Below are 23,978 nucleotides of genomic sequence, written 5' to 3'. Positions count from 1 at the left end.
GACACTCGCCGCCAAGGCCACCACCACGCCATGCGCCGCAAGTGGGCCACCGCCCTCGACGAAGCACGTTGGGCCATCCGCGCCGCCAAGGTGCCAGCTACGGACCGCGCCGTGGTCATCCTCCACTGGCGCCAACCCGACCGACGACGCAGAGACGGAGACGGCGCCATGCCAACGCTGTCCGCCTGCCTCGACGCCCTCGTGCTCGAGGAAGTGCTGCCAGACGATTCCTGGTCACACGTCCTGCACTCCGGCGTCACCGTCCACGACCCCATCGAGGGTCAGCCCGGCGCAATGTGGCTCACCGTTCAGACCGCCGACACCACGCCCTGACGGGCACCCACCAGCACCTCTCAGTCACCGACCCCCGCGGTGGCTGGGAGGGCACAAGCCTGCGCGTTTGCGCTGAGGAGAACCCATGAGCAACCGCCGAGCCATCCCCGACCACATCCGCACCGCCGCGATCAACGACTACCGCGCCAGTGGTGAGCCCCTCGCGACCGTCGCGCGCAGGCATGGCGTGTCCAAGACGGCGCTGTCGTCGTGGATCACGCCGCAGAAGAAGCGCGGGCCGAAGCAATGGGGTGCCGACGAGCTCGCGCTGACAGGTGGGCGCTGGGTGAACGTGCGCGGAGTCATGCGCTGGGAGTCATTCACCCCGCGACCAGTCGACTGCGACCTCACCGACCGCCAGCGCCGCATGCAGTCGGAGGACGCCATGTTCACCGAGGACGAGGCCAGGCAAGCGCACGCGGCCTATGCGTACGGCCGGCGCGACCCCCGCACCGTCGTCGGGGAGCGGGTCTACAACCGGCGCAAGAAGCGGGCCCGCTACGAGAGCTTCAAGAAGGCAGTCGCATGAGCGAGAAAAGCCCCATTCCTAGCGGCTTTCCGGGCCGTTTCGTGGGACAATTGACGCACAACAAAACGGCCCCTCGGCGGTGCGTCAACACCGTTGATCCAAGGGGCCTCGCCGACTGCAAAGGAGTCGACTGGTGAACATCATTATGCCTGAGGCCGGGGACGGTCAAAGCCGCGACGAGTGCGAGTTCTATGTCTCGCCCTTCGCCTGCTACTGGGCTCCGAGCGGCATCGCTGCCGCCAAGGAGGACATGTGCCCCCGGTGTCTCGACAAGATCAGCCTGAGTGACGCCGAGAAGGAGTGGCTGCACTCGGTCTATCTGTGCGACTGCGACGACCTGCTGGACTGCAAGACGCTGCGCGGCCTCTACTTCGATGTCGCCACGATCAAACTTGAGGCGATCCGCCAAGGAAGGGCCGAGCAGTACGCCGCCCAGGTGGGCCGATGAGCACCGAATGCACAGCCCGATGCGACTACTGCGGTCGCAAGGTGGCCGACGAGACGGGCTTGTGGCCTCTCGTGGTCACCGACCAACTAGGTGGCTCCAAGGACGTCTGTCGCGAGGAGTGCTTGCTCTTGCTCGCGTTCAGCATCGCCCAGAACCGCTCGTGGCGTGAGGGTCGCGTCGTCGGCGAGCAGTTGCAGCCCGAGCCACAGATCTGGTGGAAGCGGTGGGGTCGATGAACGCCGTAGAAGACGCTCTGACCCGGGCGACGGCGGAGGTTGCGGACAATGGCGACGGATGGGAGACCACGGCTGCCGTGCTCGCCTATGAGGTTCGCCGGCTCCAAGGCGAGGTCGAGCTGGCGATGCGGATGCATGACGTCCAATGGTCGCGTGCGAATCGCGCCGAACAGGAGGCGGAGCAGTTCTGCGAGCAATTCCACGACGAGCGGGCATTGCGCCTGGAGACCGCCATTGAACTAGACGCCCTCCGCGAGAACCTCCGCAGCGTCCTCGACGGGAGTGGGTTGTGACGTGGGAGTCGAGATCGTGAAGGCCGCGATGGTCTACGGAAAGTCGCTCTCGGGCAACGGCTACAAGGTGCTCGTCGCCATGTCCATGAGCGCCCTCGACAAGCCGTCTAACGGACGACCACCCGGGCTCTACTGGGGCGGCTGGGACGCGCTCGCAATCGCTCTCGGGTACGAGCACGCGGAGCGCAACAGCCCCGGCCAGAACGCCGTCGCGAGGGCCGTTCGAGAGCTCAAGAAGGGCAATCACATCACTCCGATGTTGGACGCAGGAAGGGGCACAAGGCAGTCCTACTTGGTGCATCCAGGGGGCATCAGGAATGGCGGAAAGGGTGAGCAAAATGCTCACGCTGAGGGTGAGCAATTTGCACAGCCTAAGGGTGAGCAAAATGCTCCACAAAGGGTGAGCAAAATGCTCCCCCCTAGGAAGGAACAAGGATCTACATCTGACTTATCTCAGGACACAACTCCGCATGAAGCAGCCTCAACCACAGGTAGCGACGTAGCTGAGTCCGAGAGGGCAGAGAAGAAGCCGGGGGTTGGGTCACACGCTCATCGCGGAGGAGTCGATGACGACTGCGCCGAGTGCGGTCTGAGCTACCAGAACCGCGCCCACTTCCGCCGCGGACTGAGGGCCATCTGATGCCGACGCCTGACGAGTACGCCGCCGCTCGCCTGGCTGCCCGCGCTGAGAAGTACCGCCAAGAGGTAGCCCGCCTGCGCGCACTGGCCGGCGCGCAACCTGCCGACGAGGACGATCCCGAGGTGCCCGCATGACCGACAACGACGCACGCCGAGGAGCAGCCATGAGTGAGACCACAGGGCATGACATGAGCCGCTACTGGCGACTCGTCAACAACGACGGCGGACTCATCACAGGTACGTGGTGGGTGACGCGACCTGACGACAAGAAGGGCACTTCGCACGTCAAGCCCATCGACGTCGTCATGTGGAGCGAGGGACGCCATCACGGGCTCACGCTGCGCAGCGAGGACTTCACGGCGTTCATCACGGACGGCGTCGTGGAGCCGATCCACGTTCGCGCCCGCCATGACCACGTCCAGCGTGAGGCCGAGAGCCGCCTAGCCGAGATCGAAGCCGTGGTTCTGGCTGTCGTCGCAGCACCCGAGTGGCCGACCGAGCAGGAGACCCCATGACCGAGACGTCGATCCACCCCACCGCGAAGGTGGCACGCGATCTGAGTGCCATCCTCGACCTGCACGCCCGCCTCGCATCGCAGGCTGAGCACCAGGCGTCGCACTCGCTGATGCCTGGTGGCCACGCGATGGTGGCACTCGGCAACGTGGCCAACCTCGAAGCGTGGGAGAACCTGCAAGGCGCCACTGAGCGATACGCCCGCGCCTACACCAGCGCCGAGGACGAGGACCCGGACGAGGCATGGTCGCCGTTCCAGCTCCTCGAGTTCTGGTCCGAGGGCTGGCGACGTGAGCACGGGGCCGAGTACGATGCCCGACCAACGATCGCCAGCGAGGCCAACTTCATCCGGTGGGCGCTCGACTGGGCGTGGCAGAACGAGCCGGCGTGGGATGAGTTCGCGGCCGACGTGGCGCGAGCTCGCACGAGGCTGGAGAACATCCTTACCGAGGGCGTCCGCGCCGAGCGTGGTGTGCCCTGCCTGTACGACGAGTGCAAGGGCGCTCGCCTGGTGCGCAAGATGCAGCCCGGTCGAGACGCCGAGGGGCGCAAGGTCTGGGTGCACTCGAACTGGCACTGCCCGAAGTGTCACCGCGAGTGGGATGAGTCGCGCTACGCCGCGATGGTGACCGCTGGCACCGAGGCAGCCAAGAGCGAGACCATCGACGGCGAGGAGTGGGTGACCACGGACCTGGCTGCGCGACGGGTGGGGCGACCAGCCGCGACCATCCGCCAGTGGGTGCACAAGGGCAAGCTCGAGGTACTGTGCATCGTCCGCGGCCGGCGTATCGGCTTCGTGCGCATGGCCGAGGTCTGGGAGCGACACGACAACTCCAAGCGGCGATCCGGTGCGGCATGAATCACATCCGTGTAGTCTTAGCCTTGAAACAGCCCGGTCGCTTTGGCGTACCCGGGCTCAGGCAAAGAGTGACCCGGCGAGGCGGCAACCTCCCGGGTCGTGGCCGAACTAGGTAAGGAGTTCGACGTGAGTCACGCTAGCAGGTACCTCCCTGGCATGACAGGCGGGTCGCAACAGCGGTTCAGGAACGAGGCAATCCGGGCTATCCAAGCCTCGTGCCCGCGCCTGGTTTACGCCATCCGCACCCGGGACGACCTTGTGAAGATTGGATCTAGTGCCAACCTCATCCAGCGCATGAGGGAGATCAAGGGCGGCACTGCTGAGTTGCTGGCGTTCAAGCCTGGCGATTGGTCTGACGAACTCGCCATCCACCACCGGCTCAAGGGGCACGCTACCGAAGGCCGCGAGTACTACTTCCCAAGCAAGGCCGTCTTGCGCGAGGTCAACGCCATGCGCGCGCCTCTCGGGCTGGACCCCATCGTTTTCGAGCGTCGGTGGGCCGACTGAGGAGGTAGCCATGAGCGAACCGATCGGCAACCTTCTCGACAGCCTCGGCGTCGACCTGGACCTCGACAGCGACGAACTGGTGTCAGGTGCCATCGTGCTGCTCAAGACCATCGACGCTGACGGCGACGTGGGCCTACGCATCCGCTGGTCCGACGGCATGGGCTACCTCGAGCGCATCGGGATGCTGCACGCGGCCAGGGCCATCGAGACCGACAACCTCGGCTGTGGTCATGACGACTGACGCGCTCACCATCGCCGACAACCTCGACGAGCGGTGCTACTCGCTGCGTGACTTCCTCGCCCTCGTGGCTGCTGCTCGACTGGAGCGCACGCCGATCGACAACCTGGCTGACCGGCTCTTAGACCTGGTGGGCGAGTGAGTGCCCAAGCGCATCGCAGGCCCGTGCCCCTCTCCCGGTTGCCCTAATCGAGCAGGCCAGTGCAAGCAGCACAGGCCAGCTTCACGTCAGGCTCGAGGGTACAACGCTGAGCACGACGCACTAGGCCGTCACTACGAGCGACGCATGGCACAAGGCGAGCGCTTCCGATGCTGGAGGTGCGAGACACCACTCGGCACACGCCGCGGCATCGACTGGGACCTTGGGCACAAGTCGTGGAAGGTGCACGCCGGCCCCGAGTGCATCCCCTGCAACCGCGGCACTGCTTCGCGGCGATAGGGGTGGGGGGTGCCCCTCGAACAGACGTTCGGCAAGAGGACTGGGGGTAGGCAAACTGCCACTCCCGCAGCAAAACGGGTTTCGCTAGGAGGTGCTCGCGATGGGGTCTGGAGGCCACAACCGCAAGCCCGCACTGGCGGTCGTCCGTGAGGGCAACCCCGGCAAGCGTCCCATCAAGGACACGGTTGTCCTCCCGCCGACGAAGTTGGTCGAGCCGGACTGGGACCTCGCGCTAGGCGAGGTCGAAGCGAAGGTAGCGAGCGAACTGTGGGCCAAGCTGGCCCCGACGCTGGCCGTCTCGATCGGCTTGGTTGGTGCACAGCAGGAGTCGCTCGTCGACTACTGCATCACGTGGGCGCGCATCGCTGAGAACGAGGCAGCGCTGACGAGCGAGGGCATGTTGATCTCGGGCGCACAGGGCGGGCTCGTGAAGAACCCGCGCACCACGATCCTGAACCAGTACCGCTCGAACCTCCGGTCGCTCATGGCGAAGCTCGGGCTGACTCCCGCCGACGCGGCTGGGATTGCACGGCCGGAGTCGAGCGATGAAGACGACCCCTTCGACTGACCTGCTGCCTGTCCCCCGCGACGCACTGCTCGAGCTCGGGCTGACCGAAGAGCAGATCACCGACGCGGAGAAGCGTCGCCCGCTCGTGGTGGCGTTCCAGGCGGACAAGCATCCCGGCGCATGGTTCGACGTCGAGCGCGCGCGTAAGGCGCTCAAGGCGATCGGTGCTTTCAAGCACACGAAGGGCCGCTGGGCCGGCGTCTCCATGCGCCTCGGCGAGGGCCTCGACCCGTGGCAAGTCGTCTGGGTACTCGCCCCGATCTTCGGCTGGGTCTACCACGACGCCGAGATCGACCGCGTGGTCCGTGTCATCCGTTCGGCGTGGATCGAGATCCCGCGCAAGAACGGTAAGTCGACGTTCGCCTCTGGCATCTCTGGCGTCCTGCTGCTCGCTGACGGCGAGGCGGGCGCGGAGGTCTACAACGCCGCGGGCTCCACACTCCAGGCTGGTCGCGTCTTCGAGGACGCCAAGCGGATGATCCTCACCTCGCCCGCCGCTCGGAAGCGGGTTGAGCCGCTCAAGGAGGTCGTCCGAGTTCCGGCGTCTGGCGGGATGCTCCGAGTGCTCTCCCGTGTCGCTGAGACCGCCCACGGCTTGAACGTCTCCGGCGGCATCATCGACGAGGTCCACACGCTGCGTCTTCGTCGCGCACTGGTCGAAGCGATCGAGACCGGCACTGGTGCCCGCGACCAGCCACTCATCATCTTCATCACGACCGCAGATGAGGCCGAAGAGGGCACAATCTACGACGAGAAGCACGGCTACACGCGCAACGTGGCGTCGGGCATCGTCGAGGACCCCGGCCATTACGGCGTGATCTGGGCCGCCGACGACACCGACGACCCGTTCGCCGAGGAGACGTGGGCGAAGGCAAACCCCGGACTCGGAAAGTCGCCGACACTGGCCTACATGCGGCGTGAGTCGCAGAAGGCGCAGACCACCCCGACGTACCTTCCGACATTCCTGCGCCTCTCGCTCAACCGGCGCACGCGCGAGCAGGTCAAGTGGCTCGACCTGGCCAAGTGGGACCTGCTCGACGACAAGGTAGACCGCGCCAGCCTCCGCGGCCGACGCGCGTGGGGCGGCCTTGACCTCTCGGCCGTCTCCGACTTCACGGCATGGGCCGTCTGGGTCGAATCCAAACGCCCCGGCGCCTCGCTCGATCTACTTGCCCGGTTCTGGGTTCCCGAGGACCGTGTCGAGGATCTCGCTCGCAAGCTGCCGATCCCGTTGCAGAAGTGGATCGCAGACGGCTGGGTTGAGACCACCGAGGGCGACGTCATCGACTACGCGGCAATCAAGTCTGCGGTCGTCGGCGACTGCCAGCACTTCGACATGCAACGCGTGTCCTACGACCGCATGTTCGCCGGCCAGATGGTCCAGGAGCTCGATGCCGACATCGTGTGGCCCGTCTCGCAGTCCTACTCCGGCTTGTCGCCCGCCTGCAAGGAACTTGAGCGGCTGGTGGGTGCACAGGCGTTCCGTCATGGCGGCAACCCGGTCCTTCGCTGGATGGCAGACGTGGTCGAGGTCAAGAACGACGGCTCGGACAACATCCGCCCAGTCAAGCCCGACCGGCGCCGGTCCAGCACTCGCATCGACGGCATCCAAGCCGCAGTTACAGCCCTTGACGGCATCGTCCGCGCAGTTGAGAAGCCGCAGGCGTCCGGCATCTCGCACGCCATGTACGGCTTCAACTAGGAGGAGGTGCCGTGGACGAGCCCACCGCCCGCGAATACCTCGCCAAGGGTGTCTACGAACTCCAGCGCAAGGCGCCAAACTGGCTCAAGCGCCAGCGCTACAACGATGGCGACCATGACCTCCCGTACGCACCTGAGGGCGTGAATCAGGAGTACATGGAGCTCCGGGAGATGGCGGTCGCCAACTGGGTGCACCTCGCCATGACGGCACCGATCCAGCGATGCCGCGCAGAGGGGTTCCGCACCGGCCGCGACGGCGACGCCGACCAAGTGGCTTGGTCCGAGGTCTGGCAGCCGAACAAGTTGGACGCCCGTCAGCGAATCGTCTATGAGCAGATGATGGTTCACGGTCGTGGCGTCATGTCGGTGTGGCCGAACCCGCGCGAGAGCAAGTCTCCGTTCATCCGCGTGGAGAACGACCGCCGGGTGCACATCGAGCCCGACCCCGAGGACCCTTTCTCGGCGAAGTTCACGGTCAAGACATTCACGATAGAGGCTCGTCCGCCGTCGACCCTGTGGGTCCCATCGTCCGCTGCCGTCACGCCCACGACCGACGTCGCAATCGTGTACGACGCGGACTCGTGGGTGCGCTTCGAGAAGCCGGGGGGCGTCGGCGGTCAGTCCGAGACGCTGGGACCGTGGGAGATTGCCGACGGAGGAGACAACCCGCTCGGAGAGAACCCATTCGTAGCGTTCGACAACCAACTCGACGCCGATGGGCGCCCGCACTCCGCGCTGGAGCCACTCATCCCGGCGCAGGACGCAATCAACACCATCCGCTTCAACACTCTCCTGGCGATGCAGTTCTCGGCATTCCGTCAGCGCGTGTTTGTCGGCTACGACCCGGTTCAGCGCGACGAGGCCGGCAATCCGGTCATCCGCAAGGACGCCGAGGGCAACGACGTTGTGGACGCCAACGGCATGAAGGTTCCGGTCATCAACTCTCCGGGTCGCGTAAGTGTCGACCGCGCGCTCGTGTTCCCCGGCTCAGAGACGAAGGTGTTCGACCTCCAGGAGTCAAACCTCAAGAACTACATCGACGTTCTCGGGGAGTTCCTGACGCAGCTCTTCGCGGTCGGCCAGATCCCGCCCCAGTACCTCTTGAGCCGCATGGCGAATCTGTCCGGCGACGCACTCGCCGGTGCCGAGTCGACCCTTGCGGCACTGGTGGCCGATCTTCAGATGTCAATGGGCGAGTCGCTTGAGCACGTCATGCGCCTCGCCAATCGAGCCCGCGGCGAGGCGAACCCAGACCTTTCCTCCGAGGTCATCTGGGCTGACGCCGAGGCGCGTTCGTTCGCGCAGACCATCGACGCCATCACCAAGCTCGTCTCTACTGGCTTCCCGCGCGAGGCAGCCTTCGAGATGATCCCCGGCGCCACGCCTCCCAAGGTCACACGCTGGATGGACATGGTCGACGAGGACATGATGCGCGACCCTGTGAACGCCGCAGTGGCGGAGTCCGTCCGTGCCGCCGACACTCAGCTCGGCGCGTAAGAACCACGCGGTCTCGGCGCTCATCGCGCGCCGAGCCGCACGGGAGGCGCGCAAGGTCGAGAAGCGCGGCGCGAGCGCCGTCGCGGCCGTAGTGGTTGCTCACCAGCTCGCCAACGTTCGCACCTCTGACGCCGCTGTCAGCGAGATGCTCGCCGAGCAGAACATCGAGGTAGCCGCCGAAGCGCTGCTCAACTCCATTGCGTTTACTACGAGCCTCGACGAGATGAGCAAGAAGCTCGAGCAGATCGACATGGACTGGCAGTTCGATCGGCTCGTCGAGTCGCTGGTGCAGGACTCTGCTAGAGCGGCCGAGTCTGTCGCCGTGGCGGTCAGGCCGAACATCAGGCATGTGCGCTTCGTCAGCCCGCCGTGTTGCTCACGGTGTGCGGTCCTCGCCGGCCGGGAGTACCGGTTCAGTGCTGGATTTGAACGTCATCCCGGATGCGATTGCAGCCTGGTTCCCACATCTGTGTCCAGCCCGTACCGCCAAGACCCCGAACAGCTCGTCGCCGACGGACTGGTCCGAGGTCTCTCCAAGGCCGACATGCAGGCCCTTGCTGACGGCGCCGACCTCAATCAGGTCGTAAACGTTCGTCTGCGCAGCGCTGGATTGTGGCAGGCCGGAGAAACCGCGCTCCGTCGCGGTTCGCGACCTACGCCAGCCGGCATCTACGCAAGGGCCGGCGACGACCGAGACCTGGCCGTCTCGCTTCTAGGCCAACACGGCTACATCAGATAGACCACCCGCCGCGCCGCACGACGACGGCGCGGGATCACGGGGCGCATCGTCGGCCTACTCCACTCGGAGGAACGATGTCCAAGCCCAACCCGTTCGCGTACCCCGCGGCGATCACGCTCGACACCCTGCCCAACCTGTTTGCCCACCACGCTTCTCGCTTCGGCGGATGGCGCATGGAGGCCGAGGGTGAGGGCGGTGAAGGTGGCCCCGGCGACGGTGCCCCTGCCGGCGATGCGAAGACCTTCACGCAGGAACAGGTCAACGCCATGCTGGCCGAGCAGAAGCGCAAGTCTGGCGAGAAGTTCGCCGACTACGCAGACCTCAAGGCAAAGGCGGCCAAGCTCGACGAGATCGAAGCTGCCAGCGCCAGCGAACTCGAGAAGGCCGTCAAGGCAGCAACTGCCGAGGCAACGGGGGCCGAACGCGCTCGCGTGTCCGGCATCCTCGCCGCCGCAGAGGCCCGAGCGCAGGCATCCGAGCGGTTCCAGAACCCCGCCACCGCCGTCAAGCTGCTGGACCTATCCAGCGTCGCCGTGACGGACGAGGGCGAGGTCGACGGAGCCGCGGTGAAGGGGCTTTTGGACTCACTGGCCGAATCTGACCCGTACCTGCTCAAGGCCACGAAGCCCGCCGTCCCTACCCCGGGGCAGGCCGGCATCGGCGTGACGGGCGGAGCGCCTACGCCGACGACCCCACAGGGTCGTCTCCGCGCCTCCATCGAGCAGGACATTGCGGCTGGACGCCGCACCTGAACCTCCCGCAGCGCCGCGCTGTCGGGATGACTAGAAAGGAATCATCGTCATGGCAATGACCCTTGCCGACGCAGCGGCGCTGTCCAACAACCAGCGCCTCGCCGGTGTCGTGGAGACGATCAACACCTCCACCACCGTCCTCGACCGCCTTCCGTTCGAGACGATCACCGGTAACGCCTTCGAGTACGACCAGGAGGCCGCGCTTCCCGCTGCTGCCTTCCGCGCCGTGAACGCGGGCTACACCGAGTCGACTGGCACGACCACCAAGGCGACCGAGTCCTTGGTCATCCTCGGTGGCGAGTACGTGGTCGACCGCTTCCTCCAGCAGACGCGCTCCAACCTCGTCGACCTGCTCGCCGAGCAGGCCCGCATGAAGGCCAAGAGCGTGAACGCGAAGTACTCGGACACGTTCATCAACGGCGACACCGCCGTGGACGCGAACAGCTTCAACGGCCTCAAGAAGCGCCTCACTGGCGGTCAGGTGATCTCGATGGGCACCAACGGTGCCGCCATCAACACCGACTCCAGCACCCGGCAGAACTTCTTCGACGCGCTCGACACGCTGATCGGTCTCGTCCCGGGCATCGACGTGTTCTACACGAACGCCGCCGTTCTGGCGAAGTTCCGCTCGGCTGCTCGTCGCGAGACGTTCAGTCAGACCACGGTCGACTCCATCGGCCGCACCGTGGACACCTACAACGGCATCCCGATCGTCGACATCGGCAACAAGGCCGACGGCACGCCGATCATCCCCCAGACCGAGACGCAGGGCGCCTCCAGCGTCGCGTCGTCCATCTACGCCGTGAACTTCACCGACAGCCTCGGTGAGCAGGGCGTGGTCGGTCTGACCAACGGCGGTCTCCAGGTGGACCCGCCGCGCCAGCTCGAGTCCAAGCCCTCGTGGATGGGCCGGATCGAGTTCTACACCGGTCTCGCGCTCCTCGGCGCGAAGCCGGCAGCTCGCCTCACGGGCGTGCTGGCCTCCTGACAACGAACCGAAGGAAGACGCTCATGGCTCAGACCGCCGCTCCCGCTCAGCCGAAGATTGCTCACGAGGAGTTCTGCCTCAAGCGCCCCGAGTACGACGAGGTGCGCATCGAGAGCTACGTCGCTCACGGCGTCGACGGCCAGGGCCACGAGCGTCCCCTTCGCGTTCACCGCTGCATCGAGTGCGGGGCGGCTTCGTACCGCCCTGTCTCGGACTGAACGACTCACCAGAAAGGGAGCCAGTCATGGCCACCAAGAAGGACGACAACAGCAATCTCGAGCACAGCGAGGGTGGCTCCACCACCCGCGACGACGCCCTCGACTCGGGCGTTCCGATGCTTGCCGGCGACCCCTCTGAGCCCACCGGCCCGGAGGACGCGCTGGGCAGTGGCCCCAAGCGCGGTGACTACTCGGACGTCGTCGGCAACAAGCAGCACTACCACTCGGTGCCGAACCCGGACCACGACCCCAGCGACCCCAACTCGCCTCGCTTCGTGCTCGTGCACCAGAACCCCCTCGTTGCCGACCGCGGCGACGAGAAGGGCGTCAAGGGCGGCACTCACCCGCTGTCCGACGAGCTCAAGTAACACCCGGAGACGGAGGGAGGTGCGGCCATGTCGGTGGCGTCCTACGCAGACGTAGAGATCGAGCTCGGCCGCACCCTCTCTGACTCTGAGCGAGCCCAGGTCGAAACCTGGCTGGATCGCGCAGAGCGGCAGATCGTCAAGCGTCTCGGACCTGTCGCCGACTTGGACCAAGGCGCGGTGCTTGACGTCGAAGTCATGGCCGTGGCCGCCAAGACCCTCAACCCCGAGGGCTACGAGTCCGAAGGCGTTGACGACTACCGTTACAAGCTCCCCACTGAGACGCGGCGCGTCACCATCGTTGACGAGTGGTGGGACCTGCTGACACCGGCACCGACAATTGCCAACGGACCATACGTGGTCCCCCTCGGCGGCGCGGATGTGTGGTCGTGAGTCTTGAGACCGTCCTCGCCGCTGGCCAACGAGCAGCCCAGTCGCGGATGAAGGCAAGGGCCACCATCAAGCGCGAGGGTGGCCCGCCCGTGATCGTCGACGGTCTTGAGGTCCCCGGCTGGCAGCAAGTCGCTTCCATCCCCTGCTGGGTCGACGGCGGCAACACGACTCGCACGGTCACTGTCGGCCAGACCGAGGTGCAGGTCGCCACGCGCGTGCTCAAGGTCCCCCACGACACGACTGGCCTGCGCGATGGGGACATTGTTGCGGTCGTCGGCGGCGCTTGTGACGGCCGATTCTTCCGCATCGTCGAGGCGACCATCGCGGACCAGAAGAAGCAGCAGGAGATCCCGGTCTCCGAGGTCCAGAAGCCTGAGGGGTGGTCGGCGTGAAGGTCAGCGTCCATCACACCCTCCGCGACTTCGCCGACGACCAGAAGGACGTCGCCAAGCGCGCCGACCGCGACATGAAGGCGTGTGTCCGCGAGGGTGCACGCGCTGGCAACGAGATCGCGAAGGACTACGCCCGCGAGAAGAACCCGCCCGGTTCGCACTCGTACAAGTACCCGGGCACGTTTGCGGCCGGCGCCGTCCGCGGCTTCCACGGCTTCGGTGGCGCTGCGTACTCCGCGGAGTACGGCCCCCTTGCTCGTGGTCAGGGCATCCTCGCGCCGATCCTCGAGAACGGTGACCGCTCAGAGAACGCCCCGCAGATGAACCTCGCACGTTCGGCTGACCGCATCGGCCCGTCGTTCGCGCAGGAGGCTCGACGCTTGCCGGACAAGTGGTTCTGGACGTGAGCAGCGAGAAGGAGCACCTGGCCGCAGTCCTCGCGCTCATGGGCGGCTCTGCTCGTGGCGCGTACAGCCTGGGCGACCTCAAAGCGCTGGGCACGCTCCCCTCGTCCTATAACGAGGTGCACGTCGTGGAGCGCAACCCCGAGGGTTCCGACCGTGTCGGTTCGCTCTCAGGAGTCCAGCAGTGGCGCGTCCTGATTCGCTCCGTGGCTCAGATCTACGGGAACGCTCAAGAGATGCGTCGGCGCGCGGGAGAACTCCACGGCGCTCAGTTGACCGTGGCGTCCGAGAACTTCTACCCGCGTCGGTCGACCACCGACGATCCCATCGCACCTGACTCCGGCTGGTGGTCAGGAACCAGTGAATTCACCTACTGAGGAGACACCATGCCCGAGTTCATGCGTGTGAAGTGGCGCGACAGCGGCACCGAGCAGAGCATCGCCAAGCCCGTCGACCCGGCCGCGATCGACACCGACGCCTACGAGGTGCTGGACGAGGACGCCGTCGACTACAACGGCCGTGTCCTCGACCCCGTGATCCCCTCAGCCCCCACGCTCGAGGACCGCACCGTCGAGTGGCTCAAGTCCGAGATCGCGAGCCGCAACCAGGGCCGTGACGAGGCCGACCAGATCCCGACGCAGGGCAACAAGCCCGACCTCATCAAGGCCATCGAGGCCGACGACAACAAGGGAAGTGATATCTGATGGCTGCTGGTCTGCGTCCCGATGGGACCAAGGCGTACCGACAGACGAGGATCATCCTCGTCAAGGACGCCACCTATGACCCCAACTCGCCTTCGCTGGCGAAGCTGACGGGTGCTTCGGCGCTCGACGTGACGAACATGTTCTACGAGTCGTCGGCATCTCCGCGTTCGACGACCAACCTGGTGACGGCTCCTCGTCGTGTCGGTGACGGCGCTTCCTACCAGCGCGTGGGCACGTCGCAGGAGGAGATCGGCGAGGTGCGCTACTCGTTCGACCCGCAGGCTGCTGCGCTGTCCAACGGGAAGAAGTGCTTCGAGTTCCTCCCCGAGCTGACCACTGGCTACTACGTGACGATCATGGGCCTTCCGGACAGCGGCACGCTCGCGGTCGGCGCGTTCGCCACCTCGCGGCCGTTCGAGGCCGGCTCGCAGGACGAGGTTCCCGAGGGTGACGGCGAGGCAGCCGAGGTCGCCATCGCGCAGACCCTCGCGGCGACCGGCCCGAAGTCGCTCAACAAGGCCATCGTCACCTGATCCGCGCTGCCCGCCCGCCGGTTCGTCGGGAGCCGGTGGGCGGGCTTGCAGTATCCCGACGCCTCCCGACATCCCGACAGGAGTACCCGTGAGCACCCTCAAGCCCCGCACTGCCACGATCCCGATCTACCAGGGCGACGACACCGAGCGACTGGCCGAACTGCGCATGGCTGTTGCCATCGCCGAGCGTCAGGCGCAGATCGCCTCCAGCGCGCCGCGCCGTGGTGGTGACGACGACCCACAGGCCGCCGTCAACGCCGCACAGGCCGCCTACGACACCTTCGTGGATGAGGCTGCCGAGCGTGCCGTGGAGGTTGTCGTGCGCGCCATCGGCCGGCGTCGCTTCCGTGACCTCGTCGTGGCCCACCCGGCACGCACCGAGAAGAACGACAAGGGCGAGGACGTCACCCACGAGGACGACGTGCGCTACGGCGTCAACGTCGAGACCTTCGCCCCGGCGCTGCTCACCTTCGCCGAGTCGGGCGAGGAAGGCGTGCGGACCATCGTCGGCCCGTCCGAGGTGACCCGCTCCCCCAAGGTGCTTGAGGACTTCCTCGACGACGACGTGACCGAGGGCGACTACGAGAAGATCTTCGAGGTCGCCTACTGGATCAACCGGGCGCCGGGGTCCGACCCAAAAGAGCTTCGCTACTCCCCGAGCATCAGCGCGACCTTCGAGTAGCCAAGAGCCTCGGCCTCACCACGGACCGCTTCTACGCGCTGCCCGAGGCTGAGCAGCAGTGGCAGATCGAGGAGTGGGATCGCGAGCAAGGCAACTGCTCACTCCACGGCGGTCCGCGTGAGCTGTGTGCCGACGAACACCGTGAGTGGTTCCCGCAGCGGACCATCTGCTACGCCTCGATGGAGCGCGCGGCGGCCGAGTGGCGCTACCAGCAGTTGCACGAGAAGCGCGCCTACCACGACGGCACCTTTGAGAAGTGGTCAGACGATCGCTCGGCCGACTTCCCCTACGCCGCCAACGACGGCGTGACCATCTGGGTGTCCGATGTCGACCTCAGCCCGCATGACCACTTCCTCGGCGGCAAGCGTGATTGCCCCGTGTGCTCAGGTGGCGGCGCTGTAGATGACGTACAGGACGACCGCAGCGAGGACGAGTCCTAGCACCACGGGAATCCAGGCAGTGGCCGGCGTCGACCGCGCAGGGATCGTGTCATCCCACTCACTCCCGGTCCAGTAGCGATCAACACCCGGTCGCTCAGGATCCTCGCGCCATCCCGGCTCCGTGAGATCTCTGCGGTTGACCTTCTGCCCCCATTTCGTCATGCGCGCACGTTACGCCGTCGCTCGCAATCCCGACTAGCACTTGAGAGGCGGTGACTGGTGGCCACACGCAGGGAACGCGTCGTCCTTGACCTCGAGTCCAACCTCCCCGCTGGGATGCTGCGCGGCGCTGCGGCCACCGAGATCCTCCGCAAGGAACTCGACCGACTCTCGGGTGTCTCGGTGCAGACCTCGCGGGCCTCGGCGAACATCAGCCGCGACATCGACAAGGTCGACTCGTCGGCGAAGCGCGCTGACCAGTCCATCAACCAGCTCACGGGCCGCCTGCGGCTGTTCGCGGACGCCGCGGCAATTCTCGGACCCGCACTTGCGCCCTTGGGTGGCGTTGCGATTGCTGGCATGGCCGGTCTCGCCTCTCAGATGGGCTTCGCGGCCGTTGCTGGCGGTGTGCTGATCGGCTCTCTCCAGGGTGTCGGTGACGCGCTGGGGAAGATGAACGACGCCCAGCTCGACCCTACGAAGAAGAACCTCGAAGAGGCTGAGGACGCACTCAAGCGCCTGTCGCCGGCCGCCCGAGAGTTTGCCAAGGCTGCGTTCGACCTCAAGCCCGCTCTCGTCGCGATCCGCGACATGGGTGCCGAGGCATTGATGCCCGGCCTCACTGAGTCGCTGGACAGCCTTGAGCGCGTCGGCCCTCGCGTAGCGGCGATCATGACGGCGGTTTCGGGTGCGCTTGGTGAGATTGCTTCCGACTCCGCAGCGTCTCTCGCCTCGGATCGTTGGGCCGGTTTCTTCGAGTTCATCGAGAACGAGGCGCCTCAGGCAATCGCCGAGCTTGCAACGACGGTCGGCTCTTTGACACACGGAATGGCCGAGCTGTGGCAGGCGTTCACTCCGATCAACGACGGGTTCTCGTCGTGGCTGATGGACGTTGCGGCTGGGTTCGACTCTTGGGCAACTGGCCTGTCTGCCACCGAGGGTTTCGCCGAGTTCGTCGACTACATCCGAACGACCGGGCCTCAGGTCGCCGACACGCTCGGCGCACTGGCCAACGCCGTTATCCAGGTCGTGCAAGCGACGGCACCCCTCGGTGGCCCGGTGCTCGCCGCCGTCGAGGCGTTCTCCAATGCCATCGCCGCCATCGCCGATTCCGACCTCGGTACTCCAATCTTCGCTGCGGTCGCCGCGCTGTCCCTGCTCAACCGGACGCTGGCTGTGACCAAGTCGCTTTCCAGTGCGTCCCTGTCGTCAGGACTCTTCTCCGGCCTCGGAACTGCCTCAAAGGGCATCAAGGGGCAGGCGAACTCGATCCGGTCTGACATCGCAGCGATGTCGGACACGATGGTCGCTTTCGGCACGAACACCGAGAAGGCGGGACAGGCCGCCGAGCGGATGAAGAGCCGCCTCGCAAAGGGCGCAGGCTTGGCCGGTTTCGCCGTGGCAGCCACGGGTGCCGCGGACGCGATCGGCCTGACCAACACGACATCCCTTGCACTCATGGGGACGCTAGTGCCGGGTGGCGTCGTCATTGGCGCGGCGGCGGGACTGTTGCTCGACCTGCGCTCCGCTGGCATGGGGGCGACAGCTGCAATTCAAGGCCTCGATGCCGCCGTTCAGTCAGGTGACGTAGGCGTCCTGAGCGAGCAGATCGCCGCAGCCAAGGCCGAGCTTACGGACATCAAGAACCTTGACTTCAACGCGGGCGACATCCTCGACCGTATTGGCTTCTCGGTCGCCGACACCTTCGGTGGCCCGAGCATGGATGATGCGCGCGCCAAGATCGAGGCAAGCGAGCGTGCGCTGTACGAACTGACTCAGGCGCAGAAGCTCTCCGAGGTGCGCGCCAAGGGCGCCGCGCTAGCCCTCCTCCAGCAGACCGGGGCGAACGTTGACCTAGCTAAGTGGTCCGGGAAGACGAAGGAAGAGATCAAGGCTCAGGCTGACGCGATCAACACGATGCGCGAAGAGGCAGACAAGACGGCCCGCTCGTTCGTCGGTCTCGGAGACAGCCTCAACGACGGCAAGGTCTCGCTTGCTCAGTGGATCAAGGACATGGCAAGCACCGCCGACGCTTTGAACAACTTCACCACCAACTCGCAGAAGGCAGCCAGGCTTGGCCTCGAGGACGGTCTCATTCGTTCTTTGCAGGCGGCCGGCGAGGAGGGCGCGCTGCGGATGCGGCAGCTCGCCAACGGCACTCAGGGCGAGATCGAGCGCGCCAACGCCGCGTTCCTCAAGGGCGAGAAGGCGATCGAGCGGTACAACAACTACAAGATCCCTCCGAAAAAAATCACGGCCGACGCGAGCCGCGCCATGCAGTCGTTCCGCGAGGTCGATCAGTACCTCTCGTCCCTCAATGGCAAGACTGCGACGACCTACGTCAACACGGTGCGAACTGTCACCGGACCGCAGGGCGCTGCAGCTTTTAGCCAGCAAGCCTTTGGCGACTTCAAGGATCGCCATCACCCTGAGATCGCTTCGGGCCGGACGATGCGCGTGTGGGCCGAGCCTGAGACTCAGGGCGAGTCCTATATCCCTCACGCCAACGACTCGCGCCGTCCTCGAGCCAAGAGCATCCTGGAGCAGACCGCGGCCATGTTCGGCGGCTCGGTTCAGTGGTTCGCCGAAGGTGGCACTACTGGCAAGAAGGGGAGCAAGCCCAAGGCGTCCGGCGGTGCGTTCGTCTACGACAACACGGCCGCACTGGAGCAGGCGATCGACCGGCTGACGGGCAAGTTCGACCGTCAGAGCGAGATCGCCGAGCGTGACATCAAGTCCCGCGACGAGTGGGCGCAGAAGATGGCCGACGTCGCACAGGCGACGGTCGCTGGCTTCAACACAGGACTGTTCGAGAAGTCGTCGAACCCGTGGGCTGCCGGCGCAACGGGTGGCGCGCTCGGGAACGTGAACCGTGACATTGCGGGACTCCAGCAGCGCGGCGCCATCCAGCAGCAGCTCGCAGCCATGGGCATCACGGGCAACGCGCTCGCCACGATCCTGGCCGAGGGCGACAACCAGCAGATTTCTGCGCTGATCGCGAGCGGTCAGGCTCAGGCCACGGCTGCGGCGATCGACCAGCGGTCCGCGTTGCAGGCATCGGTCGGTGCGGCCGGTGGTCAGGCTGCGTTCGGTCAGCAGTTCGCCTACGCCTCCCAGCGCGCTGACGCCACTCTCGCAGAGGCGCAGCAGACCAACGCCCAGCTTGCCGGTGTCAACGGTCGGCTCGAGCGCGTGGAGAAGGCCATCGCCGCAGCCTCCGACCGCACGGGAGATCGAGTGGCTGGCGCGGTCTCTGGCCCTGCAACCCGCGCCGTGAAGTCCAACGCGAACGGAAAGCCGGTTAAGCCTCGATGACGATCAACCCCGGCCACGGCATCACTCTCGGCGGCCTTGTGCTGGTCGAGGACGGCCAGCCCTACGAGCACGCGGAGGGCTTCACCACGGAGGTCTCTGCGGACGGCACGACGTGGGGCAACCCTGACGTGGTGGTCGCGCAGATCATCTCGGCGCTCAGTGCTGGTGACCTCGTGCGTGAGACCCACGTCGGCAACCGCGAGCCGGTGCTGCACGTGCGCATCACGGGCGCGACGGCGAACGACCTGGCGTTGGGCGAGAAGGCGTTGGCTGCGGAGATGGGCAAGCCGATCGAGCTTGTCTGGCAGCCCCCGGACGTCTTCGCGCCGCCGACGGTGTTCGACGTCCTGCACGCGCGGATGGACTGGGAGTTCGACGATCTGTCGGAGCTTCGCGTCGAGCGCGCGTACATCGTCACCATGACGGCTCTCCCGCGGGGCCGTGGTGACACGCTGATCTCCACGCCGGCCATCAGCGCGGTTGCGCCCTCGGTCGTCGACAGCGGGTCGTCGACCACCAATTGGGCGGCGCTCGGCCCTGCTGGTGCCACCCTCTCGGTCGTCTCGGGTGCGGTGCGGCTGACGTACAACGGCGCGCTCCCCTATGGCTTCTTCTCGGGTGCCGAGCTCCAGCGCACGGCGGCGATCTCGACGAGCACGGACAAGTACCTCGGGCTGGACTGGAAGACCTCGGCTCCCGGCATTGCGATCAACGTCGCCATCAACAGCGGCTCGATCGGCCTGACGGAGGTTCGTCGCGAGCCCGCGCCGACCGCCAGCTTCTCGCGGTCGTGGTTCAAGGTTCCCGACGCGGTGACATCGATTACTGACTTCCGGTTCTACGTCAGGCACGCCGCGGCTGCCGGCACCCAGACGTTCGAGGTAGACCAGGTTCTCAAGGCCAACGCGCTTCCCGCATCGGGCACCACGCGGGAGAAGAACTCGGTCATCGTCCCTAAGGGCTCGGTCCCCACTGAGGGAAACGTGCTGGTCCAGCACGAGACCGGTGGCCTCGGCGTTGTCTCGGTGTTCTCGCATCAGGCTGGAAGCGGCTACAACCCATCGATGCGTCCGTGGACCATCATCTCGGATACGCCCACCACCGACTCCACCACTGTCTCCGGCGCACGGCAGACGTTGACCGGCCTGACTCGCTACGCGGTCCCGGTCGCCTCCATCCCTGAGGGCGACGTGCACCTGTGGGCGCGGCTGCGTACGACCTCTGGCACGGGCAACGCGCTGATCAACTACGCCGCTCGGTCCCTCATGGCCGGCGTCTCGGTCGGCGACGAACAGGCTGGCGGCACCTACGTCAATCTGCCGACGCTCAACGCCTGGGTCATGGCCCCGATTGCACGCCTGACGCTGCCAACCAGCCGCATCGGTCCTTCTGGTTTCATCTACGTCGACCTCCAGCGCGACTTCACCTCGTCGGGCCTTACGGTCGAGATCGACCAGGGATGGCTTTACGCGATGGACAAGGGCCAGCTCACCGTTGTCGACTGCGGCACCGGCACCCCTGCGGTCGGAACTGTGCACAACCGCCTGCGCATCACGGCGCCGTCGCTCGAGGCTCCCACGGGCGCGATCGAGGTCGCTACGCAAGCCGACTGGTCGGACGCCTACACCCCAACCTTTGACAAGATTCTCTGCGACCAGCGCAGCCACCAGTTCGACCCGAACGGCGGCTCGATGGTGCTCACGGTCACGACGGTGGCCGACGCCAACACGTCGTTTGAGCACTACCCGCGTGCACACTCCAACGTCGGGGATTTCTGATGCTGTCGGTCCGCATCGGCAGCCGCGACATCCGCGACCTGGGCATGGGTGGGCACAGTCCCGTCACCGTCAAGTACGGTCGCCACGGCTCCGAAGAGGCGTCGTGGCAGATGGAGCCCAATCGCTCACACCCGCTCGTCGTGGGCAACGCCTCAGTGAGCGTGTGGTGCGGCGGCTTCCGGATCTGGGTCGGAACCCTGGTTGAGCCGGCGGGCGATGGGAACTTCTCGGCCCGCGGGTTGTGGCGGCAGGGCGAGCGTGTCTACCCGATGGACGCGGCGGGGAACATCGTCACGATCATCGACACTGCGGTCATCGCTTCGGTGAACACCCGCCAAGAGTTGACGTGGGGCCTGCCCTTCTCGATCTCGGGTACTCCGTGGGCCGACTTCGGCACTCCGTCGGAGATGACTCTGATCGAACTGCTGGACGGCTACGCGGCTGAGAACGGCCTGAACTGGTACATCAGTGCCCACGACCGGGGTCTCTACATGGAGGCCCTGCCTTCGACTCCGCAGTGGGTCGTCCCCAATGCTGTTGTCGGTCGCGGCCTGACTCCCGCGGAGGACGAGTTCTACACCCACTTGGCGGGCCGCTACCTCGACGGCAGCGGCAACTACCAGACCGAGATCGTCGGGTCCGCGGAGGCTGCGACTGTCTTTGGTCGTCGAACCAAGCTGGTGGATCTGACCGACATCGGCAACACGACGAACACTCGTGCCGCTTCGGTCCTCCAGGGAATGCTCCTCAAGTCGGGCGCACGCATGGGTTGGGGTGAGGGCCTCGAGCTCGCGCACGGCCAGATCACCACGCCGGGCGGTCGAGCCGCAACGCTCAACCAAATCCAGTCGCTCCAGATGGTGCGCCTGTGCGGAACGGTCGACATGTCCCGCCCCCGTCTGCTGCGCAGCAACACCGACGTCGTGCTCGAGACTGTCACCTACACCGACCAGTCGGAGAAGATCACGGCCACCCCGTTCGGCTACGCGCCCCGCAGTTTCGAGGACGCGTGGAACGAGGCCCTCGCTACTGCCTGATGGAGCGACCTGCCTGCTCTGCCCACGCGACGACATCCTGGCGAATCCAGATGCGGCCAACACTCAACACGGCGACTGGCTTCGGGAACGTCGGCCCTGCGGCCAACTGGGTGACGCGCTGACGACTGACACCGAGCATGTCGGCGATCTCCTTTGATGCAACTAGTTCGGGAACACTAGGCACTTGACTAGACAGGGGCTTAGGCATGTGCCTAGTATAGGCACATGCCTAGCACGAACCGCACCGCGACTCTCCTGCACCTGGCCCTCATGCCGGTGCTCGCAGTCGCCTTCTCCATCTTCGCCGCGACCCTTCCGGCAACAGGTGGCTGGGTCACGAACGGCGCGATCGGGGCCGAGGAGCACCAGCGCACCGCCGCCAGCAAGCCCGCCAACGAGTGGACCACCAAGGCGCTGCGTGAGGCTGGGTTCCGTGGCTGCGTGGCGCTCGAAGCACCTGAGGACATGACGTCCTTCCCGGTCGCACACGTCGTGCGCCTCCCTGTCGCCGAGGGTTGGGACTGGGTCCGGATGCCCGCCGCCGAGGTCGCCGCCCGCACCGAAGCGTTCGGCGGCACGGCCACGACGGCCGACGACGTGAAGCTGGTCGGCAACTGCTACTGAGGCGCGACAGGCGAGGTTGCCGCACCCATGATCTCGCCACCGACGATCTTGCGCGCCTCATCCAGCGTCGCAGTGTCGGGCGCCTCGATCACGAACCCTTCGCCCACGAGGACGTTGGTGAAGTTGGTCGCCGCGTTCACGTAGGCATCACGCTCACCGGCATCCATGAATGACCGGATGCTGAGGCGAGAACCTTCAAAGTCACACGCCACCGCGTAATCGTCGCCGTCACCGCCAGTGCAGCCCAGCTCGCCAGCCAAGTCAGGCGCGGTGCGAGTGGCGGGCTCGTGACCACAACCGGTCAGCACGACGGCCAGCAAAAGCGCGGCGAGGAACCTCATGACACTCGATCCTAGTTCGTGCTTGAGAGTGACGCCCCCGCCGGCCGCATCGACCGACGAGGGCTAGCCCCGCGACAAGGCGGCCACCTAGCCGCGGGGATGCCTGACCGTACCGCCGCCCGACTCTCCAACGCATCGGGAGAACTACCTATCCAGGGGGCAACACATGGCAGTCATCGCAGCCCCGATCTCGGAGGGGTGACATGTCCTCAAAGGCAATGACGGCGCTCGCGTTCCTCATCGCTGGTCTCATCGGCATCGTCATCGTTGTCGGTCTCGCACAGAAGATCCTCGACGCCACTGGCGTCGTCCTGGCCCTGTCCACCGTGCTGACCGGCCTCGTGGCTGGCGTCGCGATGAGGGACAGGACCAAACCCCCCTCGGGCGGTGACTCGGAATGACGTATCTGCTCGTCGCTGTCGCGGGTCTCGTGATCGGCTTCCTTGCCGGGATCGTGTTCGACGACGCGCTCGACCTGTACCGCTCCTCTCGGAAGGAACGACCCGTGTCACCCACTCGGAACCACACCCTCAACAGGTGGCTCCTGACCATCGCCATCGTCGCCAACGGCGCGACGGCGGGGTTCCTGATCTACCAGCGCGCCGAGTCGGCCGAGTTCACCCGCTGCACCGCGGAGTGGCAGGGCGACTTCGCGCAGGTCTACGCCGCCCGTTCCAACGCCGTGGCCTCCTCGCAGGAGGCCCTCGACCGCCTGTTGAACGCGGTGTCGAAGTCCGACCGGGAAGAGTTCCGGGCGGCGCTCGAGAACTACCAGACCTTGCGCCGCGACCAGATCGCCGAGCGGAAGGCGAACCCGCTGCCCGAGCTCCCTGAGACTGCCTGTGGAGATTCGAAGTGACCGCCGAGATGTGGGACTGGCTCAGGTGGGCCAACGTCTTCCTGTCGGGGCTGGCCGTCGTGCTGCTTACGATGGGTGCCGTGGCTCGTTGGGGTCACATGCCGAAGCGCTTCAAGCGGATGACGCCGTGGGTGATCGGCACCTACGTCATCATCGCGTACGGGTCGGGCGAGGCTCTTGCTTCTGACGTCGCTCCCGGCCTTCGGGTGGCGCTGATGCTGGTCGCCCTCTGCGGCCTCGTCGTGGCTCTCGTGTGGCGCATGGGTGACCACGACTACAGCGAGTGATCCTGCGCCTCCGCCGACTGCTCGCCCGCGCCATCAACCACCTCTCGGGTCGCTGATTCTTCATTCCGCTCGGATGAAGTCTGCCGCTTCACGCCCGGAGGTCGTCATGCAGCGCCCACTCTCGCGCCAGCCCTCGTGCCGCTACTGCGATCACGAGGAGCACGTCTT

General features: G+C 66.1%; 35 protein-coding genes. 34 read left to right on the top strand and 1 reads right to left on the bottom strand.

Annotated features, from left to right (window positions below; all coding sequences use genetic code 11):
* Positions 1-168: 168 nt before the first annotated feature.
* From J2X46_RS13575 to J2X46_RS13425, 31 genes are all read left to right on the top strand, one after another.
* Positions 169-333, top strand: a complete 165-nt coding sequence (locus tag J2X46_RS13575; RefSeq protein ID WP_310251383.1) for a hypothetical protein — start codon at positions 169-171, stop codon at positions 331-333.
* A gap of 85 nt (positions 334-418) precedes the next feature.
* On the top strand, positions 419-862 hold the full coding sequence (locus tag J2X46_RS13570) for a transposase (protein WP_310251381.1): 444 nt from the start codon (positions 419-421) through the stop codon (positions 860-862).
* Positions 863-995: 133 nt separating this feature from the next.
* Complete coding sequence (locus J2X46_RS13565; RefSeq protein WP_310251379.1) at positions 996-1,310, top strand: hypothetical protein; 315 nt, start codon at positions 996-998, stop codon at positions 1,308-1,310.
* Between the two features lie 232 nt (positions 1,311-1,542).
* Positions 1,543-1,839, top strand: a complete 297-nt coding sequence (locus J2X46_RS13560) for a hypothetical protein (RefSeq protein ID WP_310251378.1) — start codon at positions 1,543-1,545, stop codon at positions 1,837-1,839.
* 1 nt (position 1,840) lies between these two features.
* A complete protein-coding gene (locus J2X46_RS13555) occupies positions 1,841-2,479 on the top strand; it encodes a hypothetical protein (RefSeq protein WP_310251377.1) in 639 nt (212 codons plus the stop codon).
* Positions 2,479-2,613: a hypothetical protein gene (locus tag J2X46_RS13550; protein WP_310251375.1), complete on the top strand. Its 135-nt coding sequence runs from the start codon at positions 2,479-2,481 to the stop codon at positions 2,611-2,613. Before J2X46_RS13555 ends, J2X46_RS13550 begins: the two co-directional genes overlap by 1 nt.
* Positions 2,610-2,993 (top strand): hypothetical protein, encoded by a 384-nt coding sequence (locus tag J2X46_RS13545; protein ID WP_310251373.1) that lies wholly within the window; start codon positions 2,610-2,612, stop codon positions 2,991-2,993. The genes J2X46_RS13550 and J2X46_RS13545 overlap by 4 nt, the downstream gene beginning before the upstream one ends.
* Positions 2,990-3,850, top strand: coding sequence for a hypothetical protein (locus J2X46_RS13540; RefSeq protein WP_310251371.1), 861 nt, complete (start codon positions 2,990-2,992; stop codon positions 3,848-3,850). The genes J2X46_RS13545 and J2X46_RS13540 overlap by 4 nt, the downstream gene beginning before the upstream one ends.
* A 294-nt stretch (positions 3,851-4,144) precedes the next feature.
* Positions 4,145-4,357 carry a hypothetical protein gene (locus J2X46_RS13535; protein WP_310251369.1) on the top strand — a complete coding sequence of 71 codons (213 nt, stop codon included), beginning with the start codon at positions 4,145-4,147 and terminating at the stop codon, positions 4,355-4,357.
* A 10-nt stretch (positions 4,358-4,367) separates the two neighbouring features.
* On the top strand, positions 4,368-4,598 hold the full coding sequence (locus tag J2X46_RS13530; protein WP_310251367.1) for a hypothetical protein: 231 nt from the start codon (positions 4,368-4,370) through the stop codon (positions 4,596-4,598).
* Complete coding sequence (locus tag J2X46_RS13525; protein ID WP_310251366.1) at positions 4,588-4,737, top strand: hypothetical protein; 150 nt, start codon at positions 4,588-4,590, stop codon at positions 4,735-4,737. Before J2X46_RS13530 ends, J2X46_RS13525 begins: the two co-directional genes overlap by 11 nt.
* A 397-nt stretch (positions 4,738-5,134) precedes the next feature.
* Complete coding sequence (locus tag J2X46_RS13520) at positions 5,135-5,602, top strand: P27 family phage terminase small subunit (RefSeq protein ID WP_310252067.1); 468 nt, start codon at positions 5,135-5,137, stop codon at positions 5,600-5,602.
* The gene (locus J2X46_RS13515) at positions 5,580-7,304 is read left to right on the top strand and encodes a terminase TerL endonuclease subunit (RefSeq protein WP_310251364.1); all 1,725 of its coding nucleotides are present in this window, start codon (positions 5,580-5,582) and stop codon (positions 7,302-7,304) included. Before J2X46_RS13520 ends, J2X46_RS13515 begins: the two co-directional genes overlap by 23 nt.
* A gap of 11 nt (positions 7,305-7,315) precedes the next feature.
* Positions 7,316-8,800, top strand: coding sequence for a phage portal protein (locus tag J2X46_RS13510; protein ID WP_310251362.1), 1,485 nt, complete (start codon positions 7,316-7,318; stop codon positions 8,798-8,800).
* Complete coding sequence (locus J2X46_RS13505; RefSeq protein WP_310251361.1) at positions 8,772-9,539, top strand: hypothetical protein; 768 nt, start codon at positions 8,772-8,774, stop codon at positions 9,537-9,539. Before J2X46_RS13510 ends, J2X46_RS13505 begins: the two co-directional genes overlap by 29 nt.
* A gap of 74 nt (positions 9,540-9,613) precedes the next feature.
* A complete protein-coding gene (locus J2X46_RS13500; RefSeq protein WP_310251360.1) occupies positions 9,614-10,291 on the top strand; it encodes a hypothetical protein in 678 nt (225 codons plus the stop codon).
* A gap of 49 nt (positions 10,292-10,340) precedes the next feature.
* Complete coding sequence (locus J2X46_RS13495; RefSeq protein WP_310251358.1) at positions 10,341-11,279, top strand: major capsid protein; 939 nt, start codon at positions 10,341-10,343, stop codon at positions 11,277-11,279.
* 23 nt (positions 11,280-11,302) lie between these two features.
* Positions 11,303-11,497 (top strand): hypothetical protein, encoded by a 195-nt coding sequence (locus J2X46_RS13490; protein WP_310251357.1) that lies wholly within the window; start codon positions 11,303-11,305, stop codon positions 11,495-11,497.
* A gap of 26 nt (positions 11,498-11,523) precedes the next feature.
* Positions 11,524-11,865, top strand: a complete 342-nt coding sequence (locus J2X46_RS13485) for a hypothetical protein (RefSeq protein WP_310251355.1) — start codon at positions 11,524-11,526, stop codon at positions 11,863-11,865.
* A gap of 27 nt (positions 11,866-11,892) precedes the next feature.
* Positions 11,893-12,255, top strand: a complete 363-nt coding sequence (locus J2X46_RS13480) for a hypothetical protein (RefSeq protein ID WP_310251353.1) — start codon at positions 11,893-11,895, stop codon at positions 12,253-12,255.
* Positions 12,171-12,647: a DUF6093 family protein gene (locus tag J2X46_RS13475; RefSeq protein ID WP_310251351.1), complete on the top strand. Its 477-nt coding sequence runs from the start codon at positions 12,171-12,173 to the stop codon at positions 12,645-12,647. Before J2X46_RS13480 ends, J2X46_RS13475 begins: the two co-directional genes overlap by 85 nt.
* Positions 12,644-13,054, top strand: coding sequence for a hypothetical protein (locus J2X46_RS13470; protein WP_310251349.1), 411 nt, complete (start codon positions 12,644-12,646; stop codon positions 13,052-13,054). Before J2X46_RS13475 ends, J2X46_RS13470 begins: the two co-directional genes overlap by 4 nt.
* Positions 13,051-13,428: a hypothetical protein gene (locus tag J2X46_RS13465; protein ID WP_310251347.1), complete on the top strand. Its 378-nt coding sequence runs from the start codon at positions 13,051-13,053 to the stop codon at positions 13,426-13,428. The genes J2X46_RS13470 and J2X46_RS13465 overlap by 4 nt, the downstream gene beginning before the upstream one ends.
* Positions 13,429-13,437: 9 nt before the next feature.
* Complete coding sequence (locus J2X46_RS13460; protein WP_310251344.1) at positions 13,438-13,755, top strand: hypothetical protein; 318 nt, start codon at positions 13,438-13,440, stop codon at positions 13,753-13,755.
* Complete coding sequence (locus J2X46_RS13455) at positions 13,755-14,288, top strand: hypothetical protein (protein WP_310251343.1); 534 nt, start codon at positions 13,755-13,757, stop codon at positions 14,286-14,288. Before J2X46_RS13460 ends, J2X46_RS13455 begins: the two co-directional genes overlap by 1 nt.
* A gap of 88 nt (positions 14,289-14,376) precedes the next feature.
* Positions 14,377-14,970, top strand: coding sequence for a hypothetical protein (locus tag J2X46_RS13450; RefSeq protein ID WP_310251341.1), 594 nt, complete (start codon positions 14,377-14,379; stop codon positions 14,968-14,970).
* Positions 14,971-15,149: 179 nt separating this feature from the next.
* Complete coding sequence (locus J2X46_RS13445; RefSeq protein WP_310251340.1) at positions 15,150-15,410, top strand: hypothetical protein; 261 nt, start codon at positions 15,150-15,152, stop codon at positions 15,408-15,410.
* A 219-nt stretch (positions 15,411-15,629) separates the two neighbouring features.
* Positions 15,630-18,884: a hypothetical protein gene (locus tag J2X46_RS13440; protein WP_310251339.1), complete on the top strand. Its 3,255-nt coding sequence runs from the start codon at positions 15,630-15,632 to the stop codon at positions 18,882-18,884.
* Positions 18,881-20,662 (top strand): hypothetical protein, encoded by a 1,782-nt coding sequence (locus J2X46_RS13435; protein ID WP_310251338.1) that lies wholly within the window; start codon positions 18,881-18,883, stop codon positions 20,660-20,662. The genes J2X46_RS13440 and J2X46_RS13435 overlap by 4 nt, the downstream gene beginning before the upstream one ends.
* Positions 20,662-21,699: a hypothetical protein gene (locus tag J2X46_RS13430; RefSeq protein WP_310251337.1), complete on the top strand. Its 1,038-nt coding sequence runs from the start codon at positions 20,662-20,664 to the stop codon at positions 21,697-21,699. Before J2X46_RS13435 ends, J2X46_RS13430 begins: the two co-directional genes overlap by 1 nt.
* Before the next feature lie 225 nt (positions 21,700-21,924).
* Complete coding sequence (locus tag J2X46_RS13425; protein ID WP_310251336.1) at positions 21,925-22,323, top strand: hypothetical protein; 399 nt, start codon at positions 21,925-21,927, stop codon at positions 22,321-22,323.
* Here J2X46_RS13425 and J2X46_RS13420 read toward each other — a convergent pair.
* On the bottom strand, positions 22,317-22,664 hold the full coding sequence (locus J2X46_RS13420) for a hypothetical protein (protein WP_310251334.1): 348 nt from the start codon (positions 22,662-22,664) through the stop codon (positions 22,317-22,319). The genes J2X46_RS13425 and J2X46_RS13420 overlap by 7 nt on opposite strands.
* Positions 22,665-22,867: 203 nt before the next feature.
* Between J2X46_RS13420 and J2X46_RS13415 the strand changes: the two genes are divergently transcribed.
* From J2X46_RS13415 to J2X46_RS13405, 3 genes are all read left to right on the top strand, one after another.
* Entirely contained in the window at positions 22,868-23,065 is a 198-nt protein-coding gene (locus tag J2X46_RS13415; protein ID WP_310251333.1) for a hypothetical protein, read from the top strand.
* A gap of 104 nt (positions 23,066-23,169) precedes the next feature.
* A complete protein-coding gene (locus tag J2X46_RS13410) occupies positions 23,170-23,523 on the top strand; it encodes a hypothetical protein (RefSeq protein WP_310251331.1) in 354 nt (117 codons plus the stop codon).
* Entirely contained in the window at positions 23,520-23,810 is a 291-nt protein-coding gene (locus J2X46_RS13405) for a hypothetical protein (protein WP_310251329.1), read from the top strand. Before J2X46_RS13410 ends, J2X46_RS13405 begins: the two co-directional genes overlap by 4 nt.
* Positions 23,811-23,978 lie beyond the last annotated feature (168 nt).

The organism is Nocardioides sp. BE266 (genome assembly GCF_031457855.1).
In the GTDB taxonomy this organism is placed as follows: Bacteria; Actinomycetota; Actinomycetes; order Propionibacteriales; family Nocardioidaceae; genus Nocardioides.
This window is presented reverse-complemented; position numbering and strand designations above follow the sequence as displayed.